The sequence below is a fragment of the Youngimonas ophiurae (nom. illeg.) genome (genome assembly GCF_049803795.1).
GTDB lineage: Bacteria > Pseudomonadota > Alphaproteobacteria > Rhodobacterales > Rhodobacteraceae > Thalassobius.
The window spans coordinates 670830-697641 of sequence record NZ_JBNAGJ010000001.1; the positions used below are offsets into that span (position 1 = coordinate 670830).

Genomic DNA, 26812 nt, shown 5'->3' on the forward strand with positions numbered 1-26812 from the left:
GGAAGCTAGATGAAATTCAAGCAACTGACAGCGATTGCGGCACTGACCTTGCCCCTGCCGGCCGTGGCATTCGCGGATGCGGATGACGACAAGCTGGTGGTCAACGAAGAGCTGGAAATCGTCACCAAAGCCCCCGCGCCGGCGCATCTGTCGGACGCGCTGGACGAGGTCATGTCGGGCTGGCATTTCCGTTCGGACAACACGCAGGTGATGCAGGCGGATGACTTCGACAACCCCGGTATGCTGGCCGTCGAGGCCGCGCTGGATGACTGGGAAACCGTCGAAGGATCCGAAGGTAAATCCTGCGCGTCCTGCCACGGCGATGCCGAAGAAAGCATGAAGGGCGTGCGCGCCGTCTATCCCAAGTGGAACGACGGGGCCGAAGAGGTCCGCACGCTGGAAATGCAGGTCAATGACTGCCGCGAAAACCGTATGGGCGCTGAGAAGCTGAAATACACCTCCGGTAAGCTGACCAACATGGTCGCTCTGATCAGCCTGCAATCGCGCGGGATGCCCGTCAATGTTGCGATTGACGGCCCGGCCGAGGCCATGTGGCTGCAAGGTAAGGACATGTACTATAGCCGCACCGGCCAGCTGGATCTGTCCTGCGCCAACTGCCACGAAGATAACTATGGCAACATGATCCGCGCCGACCACCTGAGCCAGGGCCAGATCAACGGCTTCCCGGCCTACCGTCTGAAAAACGCCAAGCTGAACTCGGTTCACGCGCGTTTCAAAGGCTGTGTACGCGACACCCGCGCCGAAACCTACAGCCCCGGCAGCCCCGAGTTTGTGGCTCTGGAACTGTATGTCGCCAGCCGCGGCAACGGCCTGTCGGTCGAAGGCCCCTCGGTCCGGAACTAAGACAAAACGCTGGGGGCGGCGCGCTGCCCCCGGCCCACAAGAATCGCAACACATTGACGCAAAAGGCTAAAATAGCCTAGCCCTTGGACAATGCGCGCCAAGGGAATTGGAACACTCAAACCGCTCGGAGTTATGAGCTATGATCTCTCGCCGCGATTTCCTTCAGGTAAGTATGGCCGCATCCGCAATGTATGGGGCCTCGGGGTTTGGTAACTGGGCCCGCCTGGCCGCCCAGCAGAAACTGACCCAGGACGAGCTGTTGCAGTTCGATACTTTCGGCAATGTGTCGCTGATCCACGTCACCGATATTCACGCCCAGCTGAAGCCGATCTATTTCCGCGAGCCCGAGATCAACCTGGGCGTGGGCGCGGCCAAGGGGCAGGTGCCCCACGTTACCGGTGCCGATTTCCGCAAGATGTATGGCATCAATGACGGCTCGGCCTCGGCCTATGCGTTGACCTATGATGATTTTTCCTCGCTTGCGCAGACCTACGGCAAGGTCGGCGGGCTGGACCGCGTGTCCACCGTGATCAACGCGATCCGCGCCGACCGCCCCGATGCGCTGCTGCTGGATGGCGGGGATACCTGGCACGGCTCGTATACCTGCTATCACACCGAAGGCCAGGATATGGTCAACGTGATGAACGCGCTGAAGCCCGACGCGATGACCTTCCACTGGGAATTCACCCTGGGCAGCGAGCGTGTGCGCGAGATCGTCGCCGATCTGCCCTTTGCCGCGCTGGGGGCCAATATCTACGATGCCGAATGGGACGAACCGGCCGAGGATTTCGCCCCCTATAAGATGTTCGAGCGTGGCGGCGTGAAGATCGCCGTGATCGGCCAGGCCTTCCCCTATATGCCGATTGCAAACCCGCGCTGGATGTTCCCTGAATACAGCTTCGGGATCCGGGATGAGCGGATGCAGGAAGTCGTGGAAGAGGTGCGCGCGGCGGGCGCTGAACTGGTGGTGATGTTGTCGCATAACGGGTTCGACGTGGATAAGAAGATGGCCAGCCGTGTGCAGGGCATCGATGTGATCCTGTCGGGCCACACCCATGACGCGCTGCCCGAGCCGGTTCTGGTGGGCGATACGATCATCATTGCCTCGGGCTCGAACGGGAAATTCGTCAGCCGCGTCGATCTGGACGTGCGCGAGGGCCGGATGATGGGCTTCCGCCATAAGCTGATCCCGATTTTCAGCGATGTGATTGAACCCGACGCCGCCGTGACCGCCGTCATCGACGAACAGCGCGCCCCCTATGAGGCCGCCATGTCCGAGGTGATCGGCAAGACCGACAGCCTGCTGTACCGCCGCGGCAACTTCAACGGCACCTGGGACGATCTGATCTGCGACGCCCTGCTGAGCGAGCGTGAGGCCGATATCGCCATGTCGCCCGGCGTGCGCTGGGGCCCCTCGATCCTGCCGGGTCAGGAGATCACCCGCGAGGACATCTGGAACGCCACCTCGATGACCTACGGTCAGGCTTATCGCACTGAAATGACGGGTGAATTCATCGGTGTCATCATGGAAGACGTGGCCGATAACCTGTTCAATACGGACCCGTATTATCAGCAGGGCGGCGACATGGTGCGCATCGGCGGCATGGGCTACAAGATCGACGTCAGCAAGCCTCAGGGTGAGCGGATCAGCGACATGACCCTGCTGAAAACCGGCGAGATGATCGACCCGGCCAAGACCTATCAGGTGGCCGGCTGGGCCAGCGTCAACGAAGGCACCGAAGGCCCGCAGATCTGGGACGTGGTCGAAAGCCACATCAAGAAAATGGGCACCGTGACCGTGACCCCGCATGACAACGTGAAAGTGGTGGGGGCCTAAACCCCCGCATCCACGGGCGTTTTCGCGCCCAACCAATTCACACAGATGAATTTGAGAATTTCAAAGGAGGCAAAGACACATGACAGTCCGCTTCAAAGGTAAACAGCCCTCGCGGCGCGCGTTCCTGAAGGGTACGCTGGCGTCCACGGCGGGCGCGGTTGCCGGGGCAGGGGCCGCAGGCGCCGCAACGCCGGACCCGCTGATCACCGAAAAACAGGAATGGGCGATGGGCCTGGGCGATGGCGTGGACGCCACCCCCTATGGCCTGCCCATTCAGCACGAAGGCGACGTGATCCGCCGCAATGTGGAATGGCTGACGGCTGACACGATCAGCTCGATCAACTTCACGCCGATCCACGCGCTGGACGGCACGATCACCCCGCAGGGCTGCGCGTTCGAACGCCATCACTCGGGGGCGATTGATCTGAAGAAGGAGGATTTCCGCCTGATGATCAACGGCCTGGTGGATACGCCGCTGGTGTTCACCTACGAAGATCTGGAGCGCTTCCCGCGTGAAAACCGCACCTTCTTCCTGGAATGCGCGGCCAACACCGGCATGGAATGGGCGGGCTCGCAGCTGAACGGCGCGCAGTTCACCCACGGGATGATCCACAACATGGAATATTCCGGCATCTCGCTGCGGGCGCTGCTGGAAGAGGCCGGCGTGAAGCCCGAGGGCAAATGGGTCTATGTAGAAGGCGCGGATGCGTCCTCGAACGGGCGCTCGATCCCGCTGGAGAAGGCGCTGGACGACTGCATGATCGCCTTCAAAGCAAACGGCGAGGCGCTGCGCAAAGAGCACGGCTATCCTGCCCGTCTGGTCGTTCCCGGTTGGGAAGGCAACATGTGGGTCAAGTGGATCCGCCGCATCGAGGTGACCGATCAGGCCATCGAAAGCCGCGAGGAGACCTCGAAATACACCGACACGCTGGAGGACGGCACCAGCCGCAAATGGACCTGGGTCATGGATGCGAAATCCGTGGTCACCAGCCCCAGCCCCCAATCGCCGATCAAGCACGGACATGGCCCTCTGGTCATCACCGGCCTGGCCTGGTCGGGCCGCGGCGCGATCACCCGCGTGGACGTGTCCAAGGACGGTGGCAAGACCTGGGAAACCGCCCGTCTGGCCAACCCCGGCCAGCCCATGGCGCTGACCCGGTTCTATCTGGATACCGAATGGAACGGCGAGGAAATGCTGCTGCAAAGCCGCTGCATGGATGACACCGGATACGTTCAGCCGACCAAACACATGCTGCGCGATGTGCGCGGTGAAAACTCGATCTACCACAACAACTGTATTCAGACCTGGTGGGTCAAATCGGACGGGGAGGCAGAGAATGTCGAAGTATCGTAATCTGTTGATCGGCTCGGCGATTGCCGCCATGACCGCCGTTCCGGCCTATGCCGAGAAGATGGGCCTGGGCCGTCCGGCCCTGCCCGAGGAAATCGCGGCCTGGGATCATGACATCGCGCCCGATGGCACCGGCCTGCCGGTGGGCTCGGGGTCTGTCGAAGATGGCGAAGTGATCTTCGTGGATAACTGTGCCGTGTGTCACGGGGAATTCGCCGAAGGCGCGGGCAACTGGCCCAAGCTGGCTGGCGGCGAGGACAGCCTGGCCGACAAAGACCCGCTGAAGACCGTGGGATCTTACTGGCCGTACCTGTCCACCGTTTACGATTACGTCCGCCGCTCGATGCCGTTTGGCGCCGCTCAAACCATGAGCGATGACGATGTCTATGCGATCACCGCCTATATCCTGTACTCGAACTACCTGGTCGAGGATGACTTCGTTCTGTCGAACGAGAATTTCCTGGACGTGGAAATGCCCAACGCCGGTGGGTTCATCGTGGATGACCGCGAAACCACCGAGAAGCATTTCTGGACCGAGCCTTGCATGGAAAACTGTAAGGACGGCGAGGTGAAGATCACCATGCGCGCCGCTGTTCTGGACGTGACCCCCGAAGAAGAGGGTGCGGAAGAGGCCAAGGCCGAAGAGTCGGCAGCCCCCATGGAAGAGGCCAAGGCCGAGCCGGTTGCCGCCCCCGAGCCTGCCGCCGAACCTGCCCCAGCGCCTGAACCCGAACCCGCTGTTGCGGCTTTGGATCCTGAACTGGTGAAAGCGGGCGAAAAGGTCTTTAAGAAGTGCAAGGCCTGCCACCAGGTGGGCGAGGGGGCCAAGAACAAGACCGGCCCGCATCTGAACGATGTGATGGGGCGGACCTTGGGCTCGATTGACGGGTTCAAATACTCGAAAACCATGGTGGCCATGGGCGAAGAGGGCACCGTCTGGGACGAGCAGACCATGGCCGAGTTCCTGGCCAAACCCAAGAAATACGTGAAGAAAACCAAGATGTCCTTTGCCGGCCTGAAAAAGGAAAAAGACATCGTGGCGATCACGGAATATCTGAAATCCCTGTCGCAATAAGCGGCGGGTAGGGGGGCCGGGTTTCGGCCCCCTTCTGACCATGTTGAGGGGCATGGTCCAATTGCTGGACAGACCGGGAGGAGGCCAATCCAGCATTTGTTTCGGGTGTCTGCTGCGCCGGTTTCGGCGGCACTGACCCTATTGGCCCTTGATCTCCCGGAAGGAATGGACAGACAGGTCTGCTGCCTCTTATGGTGGTAAGGCGACGGGAGGAACGCGCATGTTGAAACACTGGACCCTGGCCTTTGGGCTTTGGTTTGTGGCAGGCGGATCGGGGGCTTTGGCCGATCAGATCGGGGATGCGGATCGCGGGGCGAAAATCTTCAGGAAATGCTCGGGGTGCCATCAGGTGGGCGAGGGCGCCAAGAATCGCGTGGGCCCGCATCTGAACGGCATCTTCGGGCGCAAAGCCGCGACGGTCAGCGAAGATTTCAAATATTCCAAGGGGTTGACCCGTGCGGGGGCCGATGGGCTGGTCTGGTCTTTGGACAAGCTGGACGCCTATCTGGAAAACCCCAAGGCGCTGGTCACCGGCACACGGATGAGCTTTCGCGGGCTGAAGGATGCGCAGGACCGGCATGATGTGCTGGCCTATCTGCGGCAGTTCTCGGACGATCCGGCCAATATCCCCGAGGCCCAGCCGACCCAGGTGCCCCCCGAGGTAGACCTGCCCGCGGAAATCCTGGCGATTGTGGGCGATCCCGACTATGGCGAGTATCTGGCCAGCGAATGCACCACCTGCCACCAGCGCAGCGGCGCGGACGAGGGCATCCCCTCGATCACCCATTGGCCGACCGAGGATTTCGTGATCGCCATGCACGCCTATAAACGCAAGATCCGCCCGCATCCGGTGATGCAGATGATGGCGGGGCGTCTGACTGACGAAGAGATTGCGGCCCTGGCCGCGTATTTCAAGGACCTTGAAGGCTAAGGTCCATCATAGGGGAGGAAGACTATGACACTCAATAGAAGAGCCTTTATCGGAACAGGGGCTGCGGCTGCGGCGGTTCTGTCTGCGCCCGCCGTTCGGGCGGATGGCCACGGTAAGCCACGCGTTGTCATCGTGGGCGGCGGTGCCGGCGGGGCCACGGCTGCGCGCTATCTGGCCAAGGACAGCAAGGGCGCGATTGACGTGACCTTGGTAGAGCCCAGCCGGATGTATTACACCTGCTTTTTCTCGAACCTCTATATCGGCGGCTTTCGGGATCTCAGCTCGATCGGGCACAGCTATGGCACCCTGGCCAGCGAATATGGCGTGAACGTGGTGCATGACTGGGCCGTGGGCATTGATAACGACGCGAAAACCGTGTCTCTGGCCGGCGGGGCCAAGCTGCCCTATGACCGGCTGATCCTGTCGCCCGGCATTGATTTCGTGGATGGCGCGGTGCCCGGCTGGGACGTGACCAAGCAAAACAAGATGCCTCATGCCTATAAGGCGGGCTCGCAGACCGAGCTGCTGAAGGCTCAGATCGAGGCGATGCCCCAGGGCGGCACCTATGCGATGATCGCGCCGCCGAACCCCTATCGCTGCCCTCCTGGGCCGTATGAACGGGTCAGCATGGTCGCGCATCTGCTGAAAAACATTAACCCGACGGCGAAAATCCTGATTGCTGATCCCAAGCCGAAATTCTCGAAAATGGCGCTGTTCCAGGAAGGCTGGGCGAACCACTATGACGGGATGATCGAATGGATCGGTCCCGATTTCGGCGGTGACGTGGTCGAGGTGAACGCGGATGAGATGACCGTCAGCATTGATGGCGAGGTCACCAAGGTGGATGCCTGCAACGTGATCCCCGCAATGAAGGCAGGCCGGATCTGCGACATGGCGGGCATTACCGAGGGCAACTGGGCGCCTGTGTCGGGCCACACCATGCAAAGCCGTATCGACCCCAACATTCACGTTCTGGGCGATGCGACGAACCAGGGGGATATGCCTAAATCGGGGTTCTCGGCGAACAGCCAGGCCAAGGTTGCGGCCATGGCCGTGCGCGGCGCGCTGACCGGATCCAAGGTGTTCCCGGCGAAGTTCTCTAATACTTGTTGGTCATTGATCGACACGGATGATGGCATCAAGGTGGGCGCGTCCTACCAGGCCACGGACGAGAAAATCGCCAAAGTTGACGGATTTATCAGCAATACGGGCGAAGATGCCGCACTGCGTAAGGCTACATACGAGGAATCGGTAGGCTGGTACGCTGGTATCACTAATGATATGTTCGGCTAAGGGCCAAACGCACTTTTTCTGGTCCCTTCGGGGGCCAGGAAACCGACGAACAGGAACGAAGGAAGACCTAGACGGCATGGACTACCAGGGATTTTTCACCGAGTCGCTCACAAAGCTGCGCGAAGAAGGCAACTATCGCGTGTTCGCCGATTTGGAACGGCACTTGGGCGCGTTTCCCAAGGCGACTTTCCGTAATGAGGGTGCGGCCAAGGACGTGACGATCTGGTGCTCGAACGACTATCTGGGCATGGGGCAGCATCCTTCGGTTCTGAAGGCTATGCACGCCGCGCTGGATCGCAGCGGTGCGGGCGCAGGCGGGACGCGCAACATCAGCGGCACCACCCATGATCACGTAGAACTGGAGGCCGAGCTGGCCGACCTGCATGGCAAAGAGGCGGCGCTGCTGTTCACCAGTGGCTATGTTTCGAACTGGGCCACGCTGGGCACGCTGGGCGCGAAAATCCCCGGTCTGGTGATCCTGTCGGACGCGCTGAACCATGCCTCGATGATCGAGGGCATCCGCCACTCCAAGGCGCAGCGGATTGTCTGGAAACACAACGATCTTGAGGATCTGGAGGCGCATCTGAAATCGTTGCCGCCGGAGCAGCCGAAACTGATCGCCTTTGAATCCGTCTACTCGATGGACGGGGACATCGCCCCGATCGAGGCGATCTGCGATCTGGCTGATAAATACAACGCGATGACCTATATTGATGAGGTCCACGCGGTGGGCATGTACGGGGCCCATGGGGGCGGCGTGGCCGAACGTGAGGGTCTGATGGACCGCATCGACATCATCGAGGGGACGCTGGGCAAAGCGTTCGGTGTGGTTGGCGGCTATATCACCGGGTCCAGGGAACTGGTTGATTTCATTCGCAGTTTCGCCAGCGGGTTCATCTTTACCACCGCATTGCCGCCGCATGTGGCCGCGGGGGCTGTGGCCTCGATCCGGCATCTGAAAGGCTCGGCCGAAGAACGCCAGGGCCAACAGGATCGCGTGGCCGAGCTGCGCACCCGTCTGGACGCCATCGGCATCCCGCATATCCCGAACCCCAGCCATATCATCCCGGTGATGGTGGGCGATCCGGTGAAATGCAAATTCATCTCGGACCGGCTGATGGCCGATCACGGGATTTATATCCAGCCGATCAACTATCCCACCGTCCCCAAGGGCACCGAGCGTCTGCGGATCACCCCGTCGCCGGTGCATTCGGCGCAGGATATGGACCGCCTGGTGGGCGCGCTGGAAACGCTGTGGGCCGAATGCCACCTGGCCCGCCGTCCGATGGCCGCGCAGTAGATTCTGCCAACAGATTTACGATCAGGCCGAGGGTGCGCAAAGCGCCCTCGGTTTTTCATGGTTCGGGCGGCGGGGCACTAATTGCGGGCATTGCCCTTGCAGCCCCCCCGGCGCAACACTAAGACTCTGTTAGCACTAGGTGCGTAAAGGTGCAGGACCAACAGCAGGCGAGCGGATATGAAAGACCCATTTGAGACATATATGAACACCCTGGTTCCGATGGTTGTGGAACAGACCAGCCGGGGCGAACGTGCCTATGATATTTTTTCGCGCCTGTTGAAGGAGCGGATCATCTTCCTGAACGGGCCCGTGCACGATGGCATGTCCAGCCTGGTGGTGGCTCAGCTGCTGCACCTGGAGGCGGAAAATCCGTCGAAAGAAATCAGCATGTATATCAACAGCCCCGGCGGCGTTGTGACCAGTGGCCTGTCGATCTATGACACCATGCAGTATATCAAACCCAAGGTTTCGACGCTGGTGATCGGGCAGGCGGCCTCGATGGGGTCGCTGCTGCTGACGGCGGGCGAGGCGGGGATGCGTTTCAGCCTGCCCAACAGCCGTGTGATGGTGCACCAGCCCTCGGGCGGGTATCAGGGGCAGGCGACGGACATCATGATCCACGCCGAGGAAACGCTGAAACTGAAAAAGCGCCTGAATGAGATTTACGTCAAGCACACCGGCCGCACCTATGCCGAGGTCGAGGCCGGGCTGGAGCGCGATAATTTCATGTCGCCCGAAGAGGCAAAGGACTGGGGTCTGATCGACGAGATCGTGACCAACCGTGCCAAAGCGGCTGGCGACGAGGCATAAGCCCCCACGCCCCGGTTTCATACGCACTCCGGGGCGTTTTTGACATTGTGGCCGCCCGCTGGCTGCCATAAGCTTGATGACCAATGATGATGCAAGACGAGGCCTGAAAGGGAGACCATGGCGAACAACTCTGGCGGCGACAGCAAGAATACACTGTATTGCAGCTTCTGCGGCAAAAGCCAGCATGAGGTCCGCAAGCTGATTGCCGGCCCGACCGTGTTCATCTGCGACGAATGTGTCGAGCTTTGCATGGACATCATCCGCGAAGAAACCAAAAGCGCGGGCCTGAAATCCAGCGAAGGCGTGCCCACGCCGCGCGACATCTGCGATGTGCTGGATGATTATGTGATCGGGCAGGCGATGGCCAAACGGGTGCTCTCGGTTGCGGTGCATAACCATTACAAACGGCTGAATCACTCGCAGAAATCCGGCGAGATCGAGCTGAGCAAATCCAACATCCTGCTGATCGGCCCCACCGGCTGCGGCAAAACCCTGCTGGCGCAGACGCTGGCGCGGATTCTGGACGTGCCTTTCACCATGGCCGACGCCACCACCCTGACCGAGGCAGGCTATGTCGGTGAGGATGTGGAAAACATCATCCTCAAACTGTTGCAGGCCAGCGAATATAATGTAGAGCGCGCGCAGCGTGGCATCGTCTATATTGACGAGGTCGATAAGATCACGCGCAAGTCCGAAAACCCCTCCATTACCCGCGATGTCTCGGGCGAGGGGGTGCAGCAGGCGCTGCTGAAACTGATGGAGGGCACCGTGGCCAGCGTCCCCCCGCAGGGTGGGCGCAAACATCCGCAGCAGGAATTCCTGCAAGTGGACACCACGAATATCCTGTTCATCTGCGGCGGCGCTTTTGCCGGTCTGGACCGGATCATCAAGCAGCGCGGCAAGGGCTCGGCCATGGGCTTTGGCGCGGATGTGCGTGATGACAGCGATGCCGGCGTGGGCGAGACCTTTAAAAACCTCGAACCCGAGGATCTGCTGAAATTCGGCCTGATCCCGGAATTCGTGGGCCGTCTGCCCGTGATCGCCACGCTGGAGGATCTGGATCAGGACGCGCTGGTCACCATTCTGACCCAGCCGAAAAACGCGCTGGTCAAGCAATACCAGCGCCTGTTCGAACTGGAAGACGTGCAACTGACCTTTACCGACGATGCCCTGGGCGCAATCGCCAAACGCGCGATCGAACGTAAAACCGGCGCGCGGGGGCTGCGCTCGATCCTCGAAGAAATCCTGCTGGACACGATGTTCGATCTGCCCGGCATGGAAAATGTCGAAGAGGTGGTCGTGAACGAAGAATCTGCAACCTCGGCCGCCAAGCCGCTGATGATCTTCGCCGAAGGCCAGCCCGAGGAAGCGAGCGCCAGCTAAGCTGTTCGTGTTTTAAGCAAAGGCCAGCGTTCCATCGGGGCGCTGGCCTTTTGCCGTCTTGCCCCGCCCGGCGCTGCGGCGTATCGGAGAAGTAAGATAAGGAGAGCAAACATGACCATCAAACGCATTCATTCCGGCGGTGAGTTCGAAGCCAAGATCGGCTATTGCCGCGCGGTTGTCGCGGGCGGGTTCGTCCATGTGGCGGGCACCGTGGGGCAGGGCGACACGGTGCAGGATCAGTGCCGCTCGGCGCTGGACACGATCAAGGGCGCGCTGGAGCAGGCAGGGGCCTCGCTGGCCGATGTGGTGCGGGTGAACTACTACCTGCCCGACGCGGCGGAATTCGAACACTGCTGGCCGATTCTGTCCGAAACTTTCGGCGAAAATCCCCCGGCGGCAACCATGATCGAATGCAACCTGATCGACCCTAAATTCCGGATCGAGATCGAGGTCACGGCTCTGGCGCGTTAAAACCTGCCCCCGGCGCGAAATCTTGCCCAACTGGGGCCATCGCGCCGGGCCCTGCCACTGGACCTTCGGCAGAATTTGGTCCATATCAGGGGCAGGCATTTTGGAGAGACCCATGGGTATTCTGAACACCATCCTCAGCGCTGTCACCTGGTGGAACGGCGGAACCCTGAACACCCGTCTGTACACCGCGCGCAAAGGCGTGAAGGTCGGCGAGGACGAGCAGGGCAATGTTTTCTATCGCAGCGTCGATGGTAAAAAGCGTTGGGTCATGTTCAATGGCGAGGTCGAGGCCAGCCGCATCAGCCCCGATTGGCATGGCTGGCTGCACCACACGTTCAAGGACGCGCCCAGCGACAAACCTCTGGTCCATAAGGACTGGGAAAAACCGCATCAGGAAAACCTGACCGGCTCGGCGCTGGCCTATGCGCCCACGGGGTCGATCCGGCGTGCGCAGCCGGATGAGCGTGCCGATTACGAGGCCTGGCAGCCCGAATAAAGGGGCCGATATGTCCGAAAATAAGACCGAAGTCTTTGTCGGGGCCGCCGTTCTGGCTGCGGCCATTGGGTTTGTCGCCTACGCGGGGCAGATCACCGGGTTTTCGCAGGCCACGGGGGGCTATCCGCTGACGGCCTCGTTCCGGTCGGCCGAAGGCGTCAGCGTGGGCACCGATGTGCGCCTGGCCGGTGTGAAAATCGGGACGGTGACATCGCTGGATCTGAACGCTCAGACCTTCCGCGCCGATTCGGTTTTTACCGTGGCCGATGGGATTGAAATCCCCGATGACAGCGCGGTCGTCGTGGCCTCTGAGGGGCTTCTGGGCGGCAGTTTCGTCGAGATCATCCCCGGCGGCTCGCCCTTCAATTTCCAGCCCGGAGACGAGATCGAGGACACCCAGGGCGCGGTGTCTCTGGTCAGCCTGTTGATGAAATTCGTCTCGGGGGGCGAAGAATGAAGCGGCTGGTTGCGGCGCTTTGCCTGATAGCTGCCCCGGCCCTGGCCCAAGAGGACGGCGTGGTCACCGGCACGGGTGCGGTGCTGCGCGGCCTGGACAAGGTTAACGCCCAGTTTCAGGACATCGAAATTCTGAACGGATCCAGCGTGCGCTACCAGCGGCTGGTGATTGATCTGGGCGAATGCCGCTATCCCGAGGGCAACCCGGCGGGCGATGCCTATGCCTTTCTGACGATCCGCGAAGAGGGCCAGGCCGAGCCGGTTTTTCAGGGCTGGATGCTGGCCTCGTCCCCCGCGCTGAACGCGCTGGATCATTCGCGCTATGATGTCTGGGTGTTGCGCTGCAAAACCTCGTGAACGCTGCGCGGCAGGGGCGGATCGGTGAAATCGGCCTCATTATCCAGCGCGCGTTCCAGCAGCAAATGATAATGGCCGCGCGGGATTTCGATGGCGCCAAGCGAGGCCAGATGCGGCGTGATAAACTGCGTATCGAACAGCGAAAACCCGGCCACGCGCAGCCGATCCACCAGATAGGCCAGCGCAATTTTCGAGGCATCCACCCGGCGTGAGAACATGCTTTCGCCGAAAAACGCCCCCCCCAGCGTGACGCCGTAAACCCCGCCGATCAGCGTCTCGTCTGCCCAAATCTCTAGCGAATGAGCAAAGCCAAGCGCATGTAACTGCACGTAAAGGCTGTGAATTTCTGCGTTTATCCAGGTTTCCTCGCGGTCGGCGCAGCCTTGCAGGACGCCCTCGAAATCGCTGTTGATGCGGACAGAGTAGCCGCCCCGACGCATCCGTTTGGCCAGGCTGCGCGAGATGTGAAAACGGTTCAGAGGAAAGACGCCCCGACGGCGCGGATCGACCCAGAAAATCTCAGGATCGTCGCGGGTTTCGGCCATGGGAAAGACGCCCGAGGCATAGGCGTTCAGCAGCAATTGCGGCGTCAGAAGGGTTTCGTCCTTGGCCATGCCTTTCCCATAAAAAAGCCGGGCCATTGCGGGCCCGGCCAGCGGTTTACTCGGCCAGATTGGTTTCCAACCAGTGTTCCAGCCAGTGGATATTGTAGTTGCCGCTGTGGATGTCATCCTCTTGCAGCAGCGCGTGGAACAGCGGCACGGTGGTGTCGATGCCGTCGATGATCAGCTCGCCCAGGGCGCGGTTCAGACGCGCCAGCGCCTCGGCCCGGTCACGGCCGTGCACGATCAGCTTGCCGATCAGGCTGTCGTAATAGGGCGGGATCGAGTAGCCATCATAGAGCGCCGAATCCATCCGCACGCCCAGCCCGCCGGGGGCGTGGAAATGCGAGATTTTGCCGGGGCAGGGGGCGAAATTGGGCAGTTTTTCCGCGTTGATTCGCACCTCGATCGCGTGACCGTTGATGACCAGATCATCCTGCCCAAAGGACATCGGCAGGCCTTCGGCCACGCGGATCTGTTCACGCACCAGATCGACGCCGAAAATGCCCTCGGTCACCGGGTGTTCCACCTGTAGGCGGGTGTTCATCTCGATGAAGTAGAACTCGCCCTTTTCATAGAGGAATTCCACCGTGCCCGCGCCGCGATAGCCCATTTTGCCGATTGCGTCCGCACAGATTTTGCCGATGCGCGCGCGTTCTTCGGGGGTGATGCAGGGGCCGGGGGCCTCTTCGAAGACCTTCTGGTGGCGCCGTTGCAAAGAACAGTCCCGCTCGCCCAGATGCACGCCGGTGCCCTTGCCGTCACCAAAGACCTGGATCTCGATGTGGCGGGGGGTGGTCAGGTATTTTTCGATATAGACTTCATCGTTGCCAAAGGCGGCCTTGGCCTCGGAGCGGGCGGTGCGAAAGGCCGTTTCCATTTCGGATTCGTCATTGGCGACTTTCATGCCGCGCCCGCCGCCACCGGCGGTGGCCTTGATGATCACCGGATAGCCGAATTCAGCGCCGATTTTCTTGGCCTCTTCGACGGTGGGCACACCGCCGGCAGAGCCGGGCACAACCGGAATACCAAGGTTCGCGGCGGTTTCCTTGGCGGTGATTTTATCGCCCATGATGCGGATATGGTCCGCGGTCGGGCCGATAAAGGCGATACCGTGGTCTTCGACGATCTGCACGAAATTGGCGTTCTCCGACAAGAAGCCATAGCCCGGATGGATCGCCTGCGCGCCGGTGATTTCACAGGCCGAGATGATCGCCGGGATCGACAGATAGCTTTGCGTGGACGAGGGCGGGCCGATGCAGACGGCCTCGTCGGCCATGCGCACATGCATCGCGTCGGAATCGGCGGTCGAGTGGACGGCGACGGACTGGATGCCCATCTCGCGGCAGGCGCGGATGACACGCAGCGCGATCTCACCTCGGTTTGCAATCAGGATTTTATCGAACATGGCGCGGCCCTTATTCGATGATCATCAGCGGCGCGCCAAATTCGACGGCGCTGGAATCCTCGACCAGGATACGCTTCACGGTGCCGGATTTGGGCGCCGGGATGTGGTTCATGGTTTTCATCGCTTCGATGATCAGCAGGGTGTCGCCCTCTTTGACCTGAGTGCCGACGCTGACAAAGGACGGCGCGCCCGGTTCGGCCTGAAGATACACGGTGCCCACCATGGGCGAGGTCACGGCGCCGGGGTGGCTGGCAGGGTCTTCGCCGGGGGCGGCTGCGGGGGCCTCGGCGGTGGGGGCAGCGGCGGCGGGGGCTGCTGCGGGGGCGGCGACAGCCGGGGCTGCGGCGACCTGGGTAACCACTTGCTGGGCGCGGCTGACGCGGACATTCAGGCTGTCGTTGCTGTCATACTCGCGCATCACTTCCAGTTCGGTCAGGTCATTGGCGCGCAGAAGCTCGGCCAGTGCCTGGATGAAGGCCACGTCAGAGTCATGGTTTTTCTTAGTCATTCTATCCTCGACCGGTTACAGATGGCTGCCCTACGGGAAACAGCCGCTTGCCATTCTGGCCGCCTTATAGGCGATGATTGACGGCGCGGAAAGCGCTCTTTGCGCACAGAATTTGGGCCTTTTTAACCGGAATTACGAGGGGAAAAATGCAGGCTTCGCGTATTTCCTGACGCATCACAGAGGCATTCCGGACAGTTTGGCCACCAGTTCGGCCAGCTTGCGGGCCTGGAATTTTTCCAGCAGGCGCGCGCGATAGAGTTCCACCGTGCGATAGGACAGGGCCAGATCCTTGCCGATTTCCTTGCTGGTCATGCCGCGGCAGGTCAGGATGGCGACTTCGCGTTCGCGCTGGGTCAGGGCGACCAGGGGGCGTTCTTCGGACAGATCGGACAGGGACCAGATGCCGCGCAGGAACGGATCCTCGGGGGTCAGCGACTGGCCGCGCACCCGGCACCAGAACATCTCGCCCGAGAGGCGGCGCATGATCCGTTCGTCCGCATAGGTGCCGGTCTTGCGCATCTGCGCCAGGCTGCGTTCACCGATTTTTTCGTAATCCTCGCGCGAGGCGTAGAAGTCGGCGAAGGGCACATCGCGGAAATCCGACATCTGCCCGCCGAAAATCTGGGCGAAGGCGCGGTTGCAGCCGGTGATGATCCGGTTTTCCAGCACGCACAGGCCGACAGGCGCGTATTCAAAGGCAAGATCCGACAGGCTCATGCCCGCCGATATGCCAAGTTTTCCGGCACGATGCAAAGGAATGGCGTGGCGAGCGGGGGCATTTTGCTTGTGTGGCGGTTTGTGTATATACATTGTGTATGCAAACCCGATAGGCAGGAGGATCAAATGGACACCACCAAGGTAAAGGGCATCGGCCCCGCGATTGCCGTGCAACTGAAAGAGCTGGGCGTGATCACCGCTCAGGATCTGGCGGCGGCCGATCCGGCGGCCCTGACCGCGATCAGCGGCATCGGTCCGGTCCGCGCGGTGATGCTGATCGCCGAGGCGCAGGACGTGCTGTCGGTGCTGGCCCCGCCCGAGCCTGCGGTGGCTGCTCTGGCGCAGAAACCCAAGAAGAAAAAGCCGAAAAAGGCGGGTAAAAAGAGCGCGCCGGAAAAAGCGAAAAAGGCCAAGAAGGACAAAAAGGCCAAAGCCGCCAAAAAGCAGGCCAAGAAAAAGAAGAACAAAGAGAAGCCCAAATCTTTCGCCAAATCCGACGGCAAGAAGGCGGGCAAGGCATCAAAATCCGCGAAAAAATCCAGCAAGGCCGCGCAGAAGAAGGCCCAGAAGAAATCCGCGAAAAAAGCCAGTAAGAAAAAGGCCGGTAAAAAGAAGAAATAACAGGCTCTGCGGCCCTGCCGGGACGTAAAAAACCCTGTCCCAGGAGGCGGGACAGGGCCAGTGGGGGACCAGAGAGCTTGGCCTTCTCCGGCCTCAGGAGAGAGAGGGTCTCTCTTGATGATTGAGGCCCGCCCCACAGCAAGCAGCGCAGGGATGGGGCGGACCGATCCGGCCTAGATGGCCAGATATTCCTCGCGCAGTTCGGCGTTGGCCAGCACCTCGGCGGCCGAGCCGTCATAGACCACGCTGCCCGTGTCCAGAATGACCGCCCGGTCGGCCAGCTCCAGCGCGCGCACGGCGTTCTGTTCGACGATCACGGTGGTGATGCCCTGTTCCTTGATCTTGCGCAGGGTGCGCTCGATCTCGTCCACGATGACGGGGGCCAGGCCCTCGTAGGGTTCGTCCAGCAGCAGCACCTTGATGTCGCGCGCCAGGGCGCGGGCGATGGCCAGCATCTGCTGTTCGCCGCCCGACAGGGTCACGCCCTCTTGGTTGCGGCGCTCGCCCAAGCGGGGGAACAGTTCGTAGAGGCGCTCGATCGACCAGCCCAGCGGCGGGGCGATCTGGGCCAGCTTCAGGTTTTCCTCGACCGTCAGGCCCGGAATGATCCGGCGGTCTTCGGGCACCAGGGCCATGCCTTTCTGGCTGGCCTCGTAGCTGGCCATGGTGTGCAGCGGCTGGTGATCCAGCCAGACCTCGCCCTTGTTGATCTGCGGATCGTCCAGCCGGGCAATCGCCCGCAGGGTCGAGGTTTTGCCCGCCCCGTTGCGCCCCAGCAGTGCCAGGATCTCGCCCTCGTGGACGTTAAAGCTGACGCCCTGCACGATGTAGCTTTCGCCATAGTAGGCGTGGATGTCCCAGACCGACAGATAGGCGGGGGCGGTTTCGGCCAGGTTATGACCCTTGGAGAAATCGGGTTTGACGTTCATCGCGGTGCCTCCTTACGCGGTCTCGCCCAGATACGCTTCGCGCACCTTGGGGTTGCCCTTGATGTTTTCCGGGTTGTCCTCGACCAGGGGGGTGCCCTGCGCCAGAACGGTGATCCGGTTTGCCAGGCTGAACACCACATGCATGTCGTGTTCGATGATGGCGATGGTGATGTCGCGCTCGTCGCTGATCTGTTTCAGCAGGTCGATCGTGTTGTTGGTGTCGGCCCGCGCCATCCCGGCGGTGGGTTCGTCCAGCAGCAGCAGACGCGGCTGCTGCGCCAGGCACATGCCGATTTCCAGCCGGCGTTTATCCCCGCGCGACATCGAGGCCGTGTGCATGTGCCGTTTGTCGGCCATGTTCATGTCCTCCAGCATATGTTCGGCCGCTTCCACGACTTCCTTTTCGGACATCATGTTCTGGACCGCGTGCATCCGGAAGGCCCCGTCGCGCTTGGCGAAGATCGGGATCATCATGTTTTCCATGACCGTCAGATCCCCGAAAATCTCGGGGGTCTGGAACACGCGGGAAATGCCCATCTGGTTGATTTCGTGCGGCTGGCGCCCCAGCACCGACTGGCCGTCGAACATGACGGATCCGGTGTCGGGGATCAGCTTGCCCACCAGGCAGTTCAGCAGGGTGGATTTGCCAGCGCCGTTCGGGCCGATGATGGCGTGAACCGAGTTTTCCTTCACGCTCAGGTTCACATCGCCCAGAGCCTGCAACCCGCCGAAACGCTTGTTGACGTCTTTGACTTCAAGAATTCCCATTTCTCAGGTCTCCTTATTCTGCGGGTTCAGTGGACGAGGACTTGGCATCGTCGCCGGCTTTCTTGCGGCGCAGCAGGCGGCCCAGACGTTGCCCGCCTTCGACCAGACCACCCGGCAGGAAAATCACCACCAGCATAAAGATGATGCCCAGGGTCAGGTGCCAGCCTTTCCCGATGAACGGGTAGAGGATGGTAACCACGAAATTCTCCAGCCCGTCGGGCAGGAAGGCGAACCAGCTGTGCAGGATGTCGCTGTTGATCTTGGACAGGATGTTTTCCATGTACTTGATGATACCTGCGCCCAGAACCGGACCGATCAGGGTCCCGGCACCGCCCAGGATGGTCATCAAAACCACCTCGCCCGAGGCCGTCCAGAACATCCGCTCGGCCCCTGCCAGCGGGTCCATCGAGGCCATCAGACCACCGGCCAGACCAGCATACATACCCGAGATCACAAAGGCGGCCAGCGTATAGGGGCGCGGGCTGAGACCCGTGTAGTTCAGGCGCTGCTGGTTCGATTTGATCGCACGCAGCATCATCCCAAAGGGCGAGCGGAAGATACGGATCGCCAGGTAGAAGGCCACCAGCATGATCGCGGCACAGAAATAGTAACCCGCGTTGAAGGTGAACACCCAGGCGCCCAGTTCCAGGTTCACACTGTCGCGCATCTCCAGCCCGAACAGGCCGGGGACGGGGATGTTGCCCTCGGCGGTTTGGCTGATGCCCAGGATGCGGGGATCGTCCAGCGCCAGTTGCAGGCCGGTTTCCCCGCCGGTGATGGGCGTCAGAACCGAGTAGGCCAGGGCGAACATCATCTGCGCAAAGGCCAGCGTCAGGATCGAGAAGTAAATCCCCGACCGGCGCAGCGACACATAGCCGATCAGCAGGGCAAACAGGCCCGAGATAATGACCGACAGGATGATCGCGGGGATGACGTTCATGCTCAGCAGTTTGAACATCCAAACGGCCGCATAAGAGCCCACACCCAAAAAGGCCGCGTGACCGAAGGACAGATACCCGGTCAGACCAAACAGGATGTTAAAGCCGATGGCAAAGATCCCGAAGATCACGAAACGCTGCATCAGGTCGGGATAGCCCGCATTGAACTGCGCCAGGGCCGAGCCCTCGGGAAAGGGGTTCAGGATGAACGGTGCGAACAGCGTCAGGCCGATGACCAGCAGCAGCAGACGCGCGTCTTTCTTTTCAAGACCGAACATGGATCAGTCCTCCATCACGCCTTTGCGACCCATCAGGCCACGGGGACGTGTCAACAGAATGATTACGGCGACCAGATAGATGATGACCTGGTTGATGCCGGGGATGATGTCGATGATCTCGCGCATCGAGGCAAAGCTTTCGAGGATACCCAGCAGGAACCCTGCCAGCACCGCACCGGGCAAAGAGCCCATGCCGCCCACAACCACCACAACGAAGGACAGCACCAGGAAGTCCATGCCCATATGGTAGTTCGGCGAGTTGATCGGCGTGTACATCACACCCGCCAGACCGGCCACAGCCGCGGCGATCCCGAACATGATGGTGAAACGCTTGTCGATGTTGATGCCCAGCAGGCCCACGGTCTCGCGGTCGGCCATGCCAGCCCGGACAACCATCCCGAAGGTGGTGAACTGCAGGAAGGCAAAGACAGCGCCGATGATGATCGCGGCAAAGGCAAAATACACAAGGCGCCAGTAGGGATAGATGATCGTGTTCGGATCAAAGCCAATCGCCGCTCCGAAATCGAACGAGCCCTTGAAGGCATCGGGCGCGGGGGTGGGGATCGGGTTGGCCCCGTAGTAGTATTTGATGATCTCTTGCAGCACGATCGCCAGGCCGAAAGTCACCAGGATCTGGTCGGCATGGGGACGCTTGTAGAAGTGCTTGATCAGCCCGCGCTCCATGATCACACCGATGCCGATCATGACCGGAATGGCGAACAGGATGGCCAGCGGCACCGACCAGTCGATGATCGCAGCCCCTGTGGTTTCGCCAAATATATCATTGACATAGGGCACCTTGACCTTGGCCGGGTTGCCCAGGAAATCGGTCTTGGTCTCGTCGATGACGATGTGGCTGAGGGTCAGAATTTTGTTGAGGGTCACAGCACAGAATGCGCCGATCATGAACAGCGCACCATGCGCAAAGTTCACGACGCCCAGCGTGCCGAAGATGAGTGTAAGCCCCAGCGCAATCAGCGCATAGGCCGAGCCCTTGTCGAGCCCGTTGAGGATTTGCAGGATTATAGCGTCCATTGTCCCACCCTTGTGTCGGAGTGTGGAAAAAGCGAAGCCCCAGCAGGGGCCGACAGGGAATGTGATTGGGGTGGAGGATGGGGGTGCCCCATCCTCCGAAAGGCTTAGGCCCCTGCGTTACAGGCGCCCAGCTCGCCGCCGAAGATCGAGGCATCATACTCGACCTGGCCACGCGGCGTGACTTCGACGATTTCGAGCAGGTCGAATTCCGAAGTCGGGTTTTCTTTCCCTTTCACGACCAGCACGTCCTTGAAGCACTGGTGGTCCGACCCGCGATACAGGGTCTTGCCATTGCCCAGACCGTCGAACTCGAAGTCCTCCAGGGCTTCGACAACGCCGCACGGGTTGAAGGTGCCGGCACGCTGGCAGGCGTCTGCATACAGCAGGGTCTGCACATAGCAGGTATGCGCGGCCTGGCTGGGCGGGAAGCCGTATTTGGTGCCGAAGGATTTCACGAAAGCCTTGGAGCCTTCATCCTGCAAGGACCAGTGCCAGTTGGCCGAACCGAAGATGCCTTTGATGTTCTCACCCGCACCACGCGCCATCAGACGCGAGAACAGCGGAACGATGATTTCAAAGTTCTTACCGTTCACCTGCTTTTCGCGCAGGCCGAACTGCACCGCGTTGGTCAGCGAGTTCACCATGTTGCCGCCATAGTGGTTCAGAACCAGCACGTCGGCACCCGATTGCAGAACCGGCGCGATATAGGACGAGAAGTCGGTCTGCGTCAGCGGGGTGCGGACGGCAGCGACGGTTTCCCAGCCCATGGCCTCGGTCGAGGTGCGCACGGCTTCTTCGGTGGTGTAACCCCAGTTGTAGTCTGCGGTCAGGTGATAGGCCTTGCGGTCCTTGCCGTAGTTATTGGCCAGGATCGGGGCCAGGGCAGCGCCCGACATGTACGAGTTAAAGAAGTGGCGGAAACCGTTGGCCCGCTTGTCCTTGCCCGTGGTGTCGTTCGAGTGGGTCAGGCCCGCCATGAAGATCACGCCGGCCTCTTGGCACAGCGCCTGCACGGCCACGGCCACGCCCGAGGACGAACCGCCGGTGATCATGACAGCGCCGTCTTTTTCGATCATCGACTTGGCCGATGCGCGCGCTGCGTCCGATTTGGTCTGGGTGTCGCCGGTGACGAAGTTCACCTTCTTGCCCAGGATGCCGTTGCCTTGCAGCGCCTTCGAGCTGAACGTGTTCAGCATGCCGCCGTCGCCGCCACCGTTCAGATGCTCGACCGCCAGTTCATAGGCGCGCAGCTCGTCGGCGCCCTCGTCTGCGTAGGGGCCGGTCTGGGGCACGTTGAAGCCCAGGGTCACGGTGCCGCCGGTCGGCTCGTTGGTATAAGCAGCTGCCGAAGACGCCGTAAAGATGGTCGGTAGAGCGACGCCAGCACCGGCGACCGCACCCGACTTCAGAACGCCGCGGCGAGTCAGAGTCGATTTGGACATTTAATCCTCCCGTTTCGTGAAATGCAGACACGCGCGTCTCCTCCTTGCGGTGTCTACAGGCACTTTTCGTGCAAATTCATTATCGGGGGGTGAAAGAAAACTTCGCAACAACGCCTTTTAACGAAACAATTTTTTTGTAAAGAAACTCACAATGCAATAGCATACTTTGTAAACAAATTTTTCCGCACCGCAGAAGGTGCTTGATTCGGATAGGAAAAAGAAGTGCCGCAGCGTCAGTTAACCGGAACCCGGATCCGCGAACGCCGTATGATGTTGGGGGCGCGGCAGGCCGATTTGGCGCGCGATGTGGGGATCTCGGCCTCTTATCTCAATCTGATCGAGCATAACAGGCGCAGAATCGGCGGCAAACTGCTGCTGGCCATCGCGCGGGCGCTGGGGGTCGAGCCCTCGGCGCTGACCGAAGGGGCCGAGGCGGCGCTGATTGCCACCCTGCGCGAGGCCCGCGCCGCCGACCCCGCCGCCGGGGCCGAACTGGACGGGCTGGAGGATTTCGCCGGGCGCTTTCCCGGCTGGGCGCAATTGCTGGAAAAACGCCATCGCCGGGTGCTGGAACTGGAGCGCACGATCGAGACGCTCTCGGATCGGCTGACCCATGACCCGCATCTGGCCGCCGCGCTGCACGAGATGATCTCGACCATCACGGCCATCCGGTCCACCGCGTCCATCCTGGCCGAAACCCGCGAGCTGGAGCCCGAATGGCGTGACCGTTTTCACCGCAATATCAACGAGGACGCCGATCGGCTGGCCCATAGCGCCAAGGCGCTGGTCGGCTATCTGGACAGCACCGAAGACACCGAAGAAATCGAGCTGAGCTCGCCCCAGGATGAGCTGGACGCCTTTCTGGGCGATAGCGGCTATCACATGCCCCTGCTGGAGGAGCTGGAGGCCGTGGATGTCGAGGCGCTGGTCGAGCGGCAAGAGGTGCTGCAATCCTCGGCCGCGCGGGCGATGGCGCGCAGCTATCTGAACCGTTACGCCAAGGACGCCAAGGCGATGCCGCTGCCGCAGACCATCGCGGCGCTGGGGCAGCATGGGCTGAACCCATCGGCGCTGGCGGCGCATTTCCAGGTGGACCTGGCCTCGGTGATGCGGCGGCTGGCGGAAATTCCTCTGGGGGCGGCGGGGCGCGCGGTGGGGCTGGTCAGCTGCGACGCCTCGGGGACCATGACATTCCGCAAGGCCGTGGACGGGTTTACCTTGCCCCGGTTTGGCGCGGCCTGTCCGCTGTGGCCGCTGTTTCGGGCGCTGTCGCAGCCGATGGTGCCGGTGCGGCAGGTGGTGCAGCAGGCGGGGCGGGGCAGCGGCGTCTTCGTGACCTATTCCATCGCGCAGCCCAGCGGGCCGGTCAGCTTTGACACGCCTCCCCTGTTCGAGGCCTATATGCTGATCCTGCCGCTTGAATCCGGCGAACGCCCGCCCGAGGACGCCGTGGAAGTCGGGGTAAGTTGTCGCATTTGCCCGCGAGAGGCCTGTCCCGGCCGCCGCGAACCGTCTATTTTGACGGATGGTTTCTGACATGTGTTTTGACTTGCGGCGCGACTTTGCCGATAAATGCACAGACCGATAAGAAATGCACGCTCAAGGGGGGACGGTAACATGGGCAAACATGTCCTTGTGATCGAAGATGAGCCGAACATCATCGAGGCGATCAGTTTCATCCTGTCGCGTGACGGATGGCGCGTAGACACACATTCGAACGGGCATGATGCGGTGGACGTGGTGCAGGCCAAATCCCCCGATCTGCTGATTCTGGACGTGATGCTGCCGGGCAAAAGCGGCTATGACATCCTGACCGAACTGCGCGAGGCCGATCAGACCCGCGACTTGCCGGTGCTGATGCTGACCGCGCGCGGCCAGCTGAAAGACCGCGAAATGGCCGAGAAAATCGGCGCCAACCGTTTCATGACCAAGCCCTTCTCGAATGCCGAAGTGCTGGAGGTCGTCCGGCAATTGGTGCCCTGATGGCCAAATCGCGCCCCTCTTTGTTTCTGGAACGCCAGGGCTACAGGCAGCGCCGAGTCCGCGATGCGGCGCGGCTGATGCCATTCCTGGGGGCGATCTTATGGGGGGTGCCGGTGCTGTGGGCCGGTCCGGGGCCCTATGGGATCGCCACGTCGCGCGCGATGCTGTATATCTTTGGGGTGTGGATGCTGCTGGTGGTGGCCTCGATGGTGCTGGCCCGCTGGCTGGAGCCCGACCCCGAAACCGAGCCCACGGACGGCACCTGAGATGGGCGCTCTGAACCTGCTGGTTGCGGTATGTCTGGCCTATGTGGCGCTGCTGTTTCTGGTGGCCTTTATGGCGGAACGCGCCGCCGTGCGCGGCAAGGGAGGCTGGCTGCGCTCGCCGGTTATTTATACCCTGTCGCTGTCGATTTATTGCACCGCCTGGACGTTCTATGGCGCGGTGGGCTATGCGGCGCGTTCGGGGCTGGAGTACCTGACGATCTATATCGGCCCGACGCTGGTGATGATGGGCTGGTGGTGGGGGCTGCGCAAACTGGTGCGGATCGGGCGCAGTCAGAGAATTACCTCGATCGCGGATCTGATTTCCTCGCGCTATGGCAAATCGAATTCGCTGGCGGTGTTCGTGACCGTGGTCGCGGTGATCGGCACGACTCCTTATATTGCGCTGCAATTGCAATCGGTTACATCGTCTTTTTCAAGCTTTGCCTTATACGACCCTTCGGTCAGTCAGCTGGGCGATAGCGATGCCACCGCGCTGTGGGTGGCCGCGGGTCTGGCGCTGTTCACGGTGCTGTTCGGCACACGGAACCTGGATGCGAATGAACGGCATCACGGTGTTGTCATGGCCATCGCGATGGAGGCGGTCGTCAAGCTTTTTGCCCTGGTCGCGGTGGGCGTGTTCGTGGTCTGGGGCGTGGGCGGCGGCGTGTCTGAAACGCTGGCGCGGATCGATGCGTCGGACATCGGGCAATGGCAGATGCATAACGGCCGCTGGGCGGCGCTGATTTTCCTGTCGGCTGCGGCTTTTCTGACCTTGCCGCGGATGTTTCAGGTGCTGGTGGTCGAAAACGAGGACGAGCGTCACCTGCGCACCGCCTCTTGGGCGTTTCCGACCTATCTGATGCTGATGAGCCTGTTTGTCGTGCCCATTGCCGTCACGGGGCTGGAGCTGATGCCAGAAGGGTCGAACCCCGACCAGTTCGTGCTGACAGTGCCGCTTAGCCAGGGGCGCGACGGGCTGGCGATGCTGTCGTTTCTGGGGGGGTTTAGCTCGGCCACGTCGATGGTGATCGTGGCGGCGATTGCATTGTCCACGATGGTGTCGAACCATATCGTCATGCCGATCTGGCTGTATTTCACCGGGGGCGGGGCGATGATCTCGGGGGATGTGCGCCATGTGGTTCTGCTGGCGCGGCGGCTGTCCATCGCGGGGGTGCTGGCGCTGGGGTATCTGTATTATCGGTTCTCAGGCGGCGGGGCGGCGCTGGCCTCGATCGGGTTGATTTCCTTTGCGGGGGTGGCGCAGTTCCTGCCGCCGCTGATGGGCGGGATTTTCTGGCGCGGAGCCACGCGGATCGGCGCGCTGGCCGGGCTGGGCGTGGGGTTCGTGATCTGGGCCTATTGCCTGCTTTTGCCCAGTTTCGGGCCCTCGATGTTCATGTCTGCCGAGCTGCTGGCGCATGGGCCGCTGGGCATTGGCTGGCTGCGGCCGCAGGCGTTGTTCGGAATCGGCGGGCTGAACCCGCTGGTGCATTCTGTGATGTGGTCCTTGCTGCTGAATACGGTGGTGTTTGTCTTTACCTCTCTGGTCAGTTTCCCCGGCCCGATGGAGCGTCTGCAAGGCGCGCAATTCGTGAATGTTTTTCAGCATTCGGGCAATCCTCAGGGCTGGTCGGGCGGGATCGCGCAATCCGAGGATCTGATGATCATGGCGCAGCGGATTCTGGGCGGGGTCGAAGCCCAGAGCTTTTTCCATCGCGAAGCAGAAGAGCAGGGCATGGCCGGGTATCTGCCCGAACCCACGCCCGATTTCCTGCAACGGCTGGAGCGCGAGCTGTCCGGCTCGGTCGGGGCGGCGACGGCCCATGCGATGATCGGGCAGATCATGGGGCGGGCGACGGTCTCTGTTGAGGATCTGCTGGCGGTGGCCGACGAAACCGCGCAGATGATGGAATATTCCAGCCAGCTGGAGGCCAAATCCAACGAGCTGTCCCGCACCGCCCGCCAGCTGCGCAATGCCAATGAGAAGCTGACCCAGCTGTCCGTGCAAAAGGATGCGTTCCTAAGCCAGATCAGCCATGAACTGCGCACGCCGATGACCTCGATTCGCGCCTTTTCCGAGATTCTGCGCGACACTCAGGGCCTGAGCGAAGAGGAACTGGGCAAATATGCCGGTATCATCCATTCCGAGGCGATCCGCCTGACGCGTCTGCTGGATGATCTGCTGGACCTGTCGGTGCTGGAAAACGGCCAGGTCAACCTGAACCTGCAACGCGGCCGGCTGAGCGACGTGATCGAACATGCGGTGGCCGCGACGGGGGTGCAGAACTCGGGGCTGAGGGTGTCGCGTCTGCTGGCGCAGGAAAGCATTGCGATTCACACCGATCTGGACCGCCTGGCGCAGGTCTTTATCAATCTGATCGCCAATGCGCAGAAATACTGCGATGCCGAGCATCCCGAACTGTCGATCCGCGTGTTGCAACGTGACGGCCATCTGGTGGTGGATTTCGTGGATAACGGGTCGGGGATTCCGTCTGAATCTCAGGCGCTTATCTTTGAAAAATTCAGCCGGGTCAGCGATCAGAAAAAGGCCGGCGGGGCCGGTCTGGGCCTGGCCATCTGCCGCGAGATCATGGCCCGTCTGGGCGGGGCGATTTCCTATCTGCCGGGGCAGGGCGGGGCGGCGTTTCGCGTCAGCCTGCCGATGAAAGAGACCCTGGCCGCGCAATAATTTG

At 61.3% G+C, this 26812-nt stretch carries 27 protein-coding genes; 18 read left to right on the forward strand and 9 right to left on the reverse strand.

Annotation, left to right across the window (positions count from 1 at the left end):
• Positions 1–9 precede the first annotated feature (9 nt).
• The 13 genes from soxA to ACP15O_RS03580 all read left to right on the forward strand — a co-directional run bounded on the left by soxA (position 10) and on the right by ACP15O_RS03580 (position 12624).
• Positions 10–864: a sulfur oxidation c-type cytochrome SoxA gene (gene soxA, locus ACP15O_RS03520; RefSeq protein WP_425094654.1), complete on the forward strand. Its 855-nt coding sequence runs from the start codon at positions 10–12 to the stop codon at positions 862–864.
• Positions 865–1003: 139 nt separating this feature from the next.
• Entirely contained in the window at positions 1004–2701 is a 1698-nt protein-coding gene (gene soxB, locus ACP15O_RS03525) for a thiosulfohydrolase SoxB (protein WP_425094655.1), read from the forward strand.
• Positions 2702–2780: 79 nt separating this feature from the next.
• On the forward strand, positions 2781–4055 hold the full coding sequence (gene soxC / locus ACP15O_RS03530) for a sulfite dehydrogenase (protein ID WP_425094656.1): 1275 nt from the start codon (positions 2781–2783) through the stop codon (positions 4053–4055).
• Positions 4039–5127 (forward strand): c-type cytochrome, encoded by a 1089-nt coding sequence (locus ACP15O_RS03535; RefSeq protein WP_425094657.1) that lies wholly within the window; start codon positions 4039–4041, stop codon positions 5125–5127. Before soxC ends, ACP15O_RS03535 begins: the two co-directional genes overlap by 17 nt.
• A gap of 220 nt (positions 5128–5347) precedes the next feature.
• A complete protein-coding gene (locus ACP15O_RS03540) occupies positions 5348–6058 on the forward strand; it encodes a c-type cytochrome (protein WP_425094658.1) in 711 nt (236 codons plus the stop codon).
• 24 nt (positions 6059–6082) lie between these two features.
• Complete coding sequence (locus ACP15O_RS03545; protein WP_425094659.1) at positions 6083–7351, forward strand: FCSD flavin-binding domain-containing protein; 1269 nt, start codon at positions 6083–6085, stop codon at positions 7349–7351.
• A 76-nt stretch (positions 7352–7427) separates the two neighbouring features.
• A complete protein-coding gene (hemA, locus tag ACP15O_RS03550) occupies positions 7428–8651 on the forward strand; it encodes a 5-aminolevulinate synthase (protein WP_425094660.1) in 1224 nt (407 codons plus the stop codon).
• Between the two features lie 177 nt (positions 8652–8828).
• Positions 8829–9461: an ATP-dependent Clp protease proteolytic subunit gene (locus tag ACP15O_RS03555; RefSeq protein WP_425094661.1), complete on the forward strand. Its 633-nt coding sequence runs from the start codon at positions 8829–8831 to the stop codon at positions 9459–9461.
• A 117-nt stretch (positions 9462–9578) separates the two neighbouring features.
• Entirely contained in the window at positions 9579–10844 is a 1266-nt protein-coding gene (gene clpX, locus ACP15O_RS03560; protein ID WP_425094662.1) for an ATP-dependent Clp protease ATP-binding subunit ClpX, read from the forward strand.
• Positions 10845–10955: 111 nt separating this feature from the next.
• Positions 10956–11315: a RidA family protein gene (locus tag ACP15O_RS03565; RefSeq protein WP_425094663.1), complete on the forward strand. Its 360-nt coding sequence runs from the start codon at positions 10956–10958 to the stop codon at positions 11313–11315.
• 112 nt (positions 11316–11427) lie between these two features.
• On the forward strand, positions 11428–11811 hold the full coding sequence (locus tag ACP15O_RS03570) for an NADH:ubiquinone oxidoreductase subunit NDUFA12 (RefSeq protein WP_425094664.1): 384 nt from the start codon (positions 11428–11430) through the stop codon (positions 11809–11811).
• 10 nt (positions 11812–11821) lie between these two features.
• Positions 11822–12268 (forward strand): outer membrane lipid asymmetry maintenance protein MlaD, encoded by a 447-nt coding sequence (mlaD, locus tag ACP15O_RS03575; protein ID WP_425094665.1) that lies wholly within the window; start codon positions 11822–11824, stop codon positions 12266–12268.
• Positions 12265–12624 carry a DUF2155 domain-containing protein gene (locus ACP15O_RS03580; RefSeq protein WP_425094666.1) on the forward strand — a complete coding sequence of 120 codons (360 nt, stop codon included), beginning with the start codon at positions 12265–12267 and terminating at the stop codon, positions 12622–12624. The genes mlaD and ACP15O_RS03580 overlap by 4 nt, the downstream gene beginning before the upstream one ends.
• Here ACP15O_RS03580 and aat read toward each other — a convergent pair.
• From aat to ACP15O_RS03600, 4 genes are all read right to left on the reverse strand, one after another.
• Entirely contained in the window at positions 12588–13265 is a 678-nt protein-coding gene (gene aat, locus ACP15O_RS03585) for a leucyl/phenylalanyl-tRNA--protein transferase (RefSeq protein WP_425094667.1), read from the reverse strand. The genes ACP15O_RS03580 and aat overlap by 37 nt on opposite strands.
• 19 nt (positions 13266–13284) lie before the next feature.
• Positions 13285–14634 (reverse strand): acetyl-CoA carboxylase biotin carboxylase subunit, encoded by a 1350-nt coding sequence (gene accC / locus ACP15O_RS03590; RefSeq protein WP_425094668.1) that lies wholly within the window; start codon positions 14632–14634, stop codon positions 13285–13287.
• A gap of 10 nt (positions 14635–14644) precedes the next feature.
• Complete coding sequence (accB, locus tag ACP15O_RS03595; protein WP_425094669.1) at positions 14645–15142, reverse strand: acetyl-CoA carboxylase biotin carboxyl carrier protein; 498 nt, start codon at positions 15140–15142, stop codon at positions 14645–14647.
• Between the two features lie 174 nt (positions 15143–15316).
• Positions 15317–15859, reverse strand: a complete 543-nt coding sequence (locus tag ACP15O_RS03600; RefSeq protein ID WP_425094670.1) for a PAS domain-containing protein — start codon at positions 15857–15859, stop codon at positions 15317–15319.
• Between the two features lie 126 nt (positions 15860–15985).
• On the opposite strand from ACP15O_RS03600, the gene ACP15O_RS03605 reads away from it, so the two are divergent.
• Positions 15986–16480: a helix-hairpin-helix domain-containing protein gene (locus tag ACP15O_RS03605; RefSeq protein WP_425094671.1), complete on the forward strand. Its 495-nt coding sequence runs from the start codon at positions 15986–15988 to the stop codon at positions 16478–16480.
• Between the two features lie 173 nt (positions 16481–16653).
• Here ACP15O_RS03605 and ACP15O_RS03610 read toward each other — a convergent pair whose 3' ends face one another.
• The 5 genes from ACP15O_RS03610 to ACP15O_RS03630 all read right to left on the reverse strand — a co-directional run bounded on the left by ACP15O_RS03610 (position 16654) and on the right by ACP15O_RS03630 (position 21870).
• On the reverse strand, positions 16654–17409 hold the full coding sequence (locus ACP15O_RS03610) for an ABC transporter ATP-binding protein (protein WP_425094672.1): 756 nt from the start codon (positions 17407–17409) through the stop codon (positions 16654–16656).
• Between the two features lie 12 nt (positions 17410–17421).
• The gene (locus ACP15O_RS03615) at positions 17422–18177 is read right to left on the reverse strand and encodes an ABC transporter ATP-binding protein (protein WP_425094673.1); all 756 of its coding nucleotides are present in this window, start codon (positions 18175–18177) and stop codon (positions 17422–17424) included.
• Positions 18178–18190: 13 nt separating this feature from the next.
• Complete coding sequence (locus ACP15O_RS03620) at positions 18191–19393, reverse strand: branched-chain amino acid ABC transporter permease (protein ID WP_425094674.1); 1203 nt, start codon at positions 19391–19393, stop codon at positions 18191–18193.
• Between the two features lie 3 nt (positions 19394–19396).
• Entirely contained in the window at positions 19397–20428 is a 1032-nt protein-coding gene (locus ACP15O_RS03625; protein WP_425094675.1) for a branched-chain amino acid ABC transporter permease, read from the reverse strand.
• A gap of 104 nt (positions 20429–20532) precedes the next feature.
• Positions 20533–21870, reverse strand: coding sequence for a substrate-binding protein (locus tag ACP15O_RS03630; RefSeq protein ID WP_425094676.1), 1338 nt, complete (start codon positions 21868–21870; stop codon positions 20533–20535).
• Between the two features lie 222 nt (positions 21871–22092).
• On the opposite strand from ACP15O_RS03630, the gene ACP15O_RS03635 reads away from it, so the two are divergent.
• From ACP15O_RS03635 to ACP15O_RS03650, 4 genes are all read left to right on the forward strand, one after another.
• The gene (locus ACP15O_RS03635) at positions 22093–23406 is read left to right on the forward strand and encodes a short-chain fatty acyl-CoA regulator family protein (protein ID WP_425094677.1); all 1314 of its coding nucleotides are present in this window, start codon (positions 22093–22095) and stop codon (positions 23404–23406) included.
• 81 nt (positions 23407–23487) lie between these two features.
• Positions 23488–23853 (forward strand): response regulator transcription factor, encoded by a 366-nt coding sequence (locus tag ACP15O_RS03640; protein WP_425094678.1) that lies wholly within the window; start codon positions 23488–23490, stop codon positions 23851–23853.
• A complete protein-coding gene (locus ACP15O_RS03645; protein ID WP_425094679.1) occupies positions 23853–24119 on the forward strand; it encodes a hypothetical protein in 267 nt (88 codons plus the stop codon). Before ACP15O_RS03640 ends, ACP15O_RS03645 begins: the two co-directional genes overlap by 1 nt.
• Position 24120: 1 nt before the next feature.
• Positions 24121–26808, forward strand: coding sequence for an ATP-binding protein (locus tag ACP15O_RS03650; protein WP_425094680.1), 2688 nt, complete (start codon positions 24121–24123; stop codon positions 26806–26808).
• Positions 26809–26812: the final 4 nt, after the last annotated feature.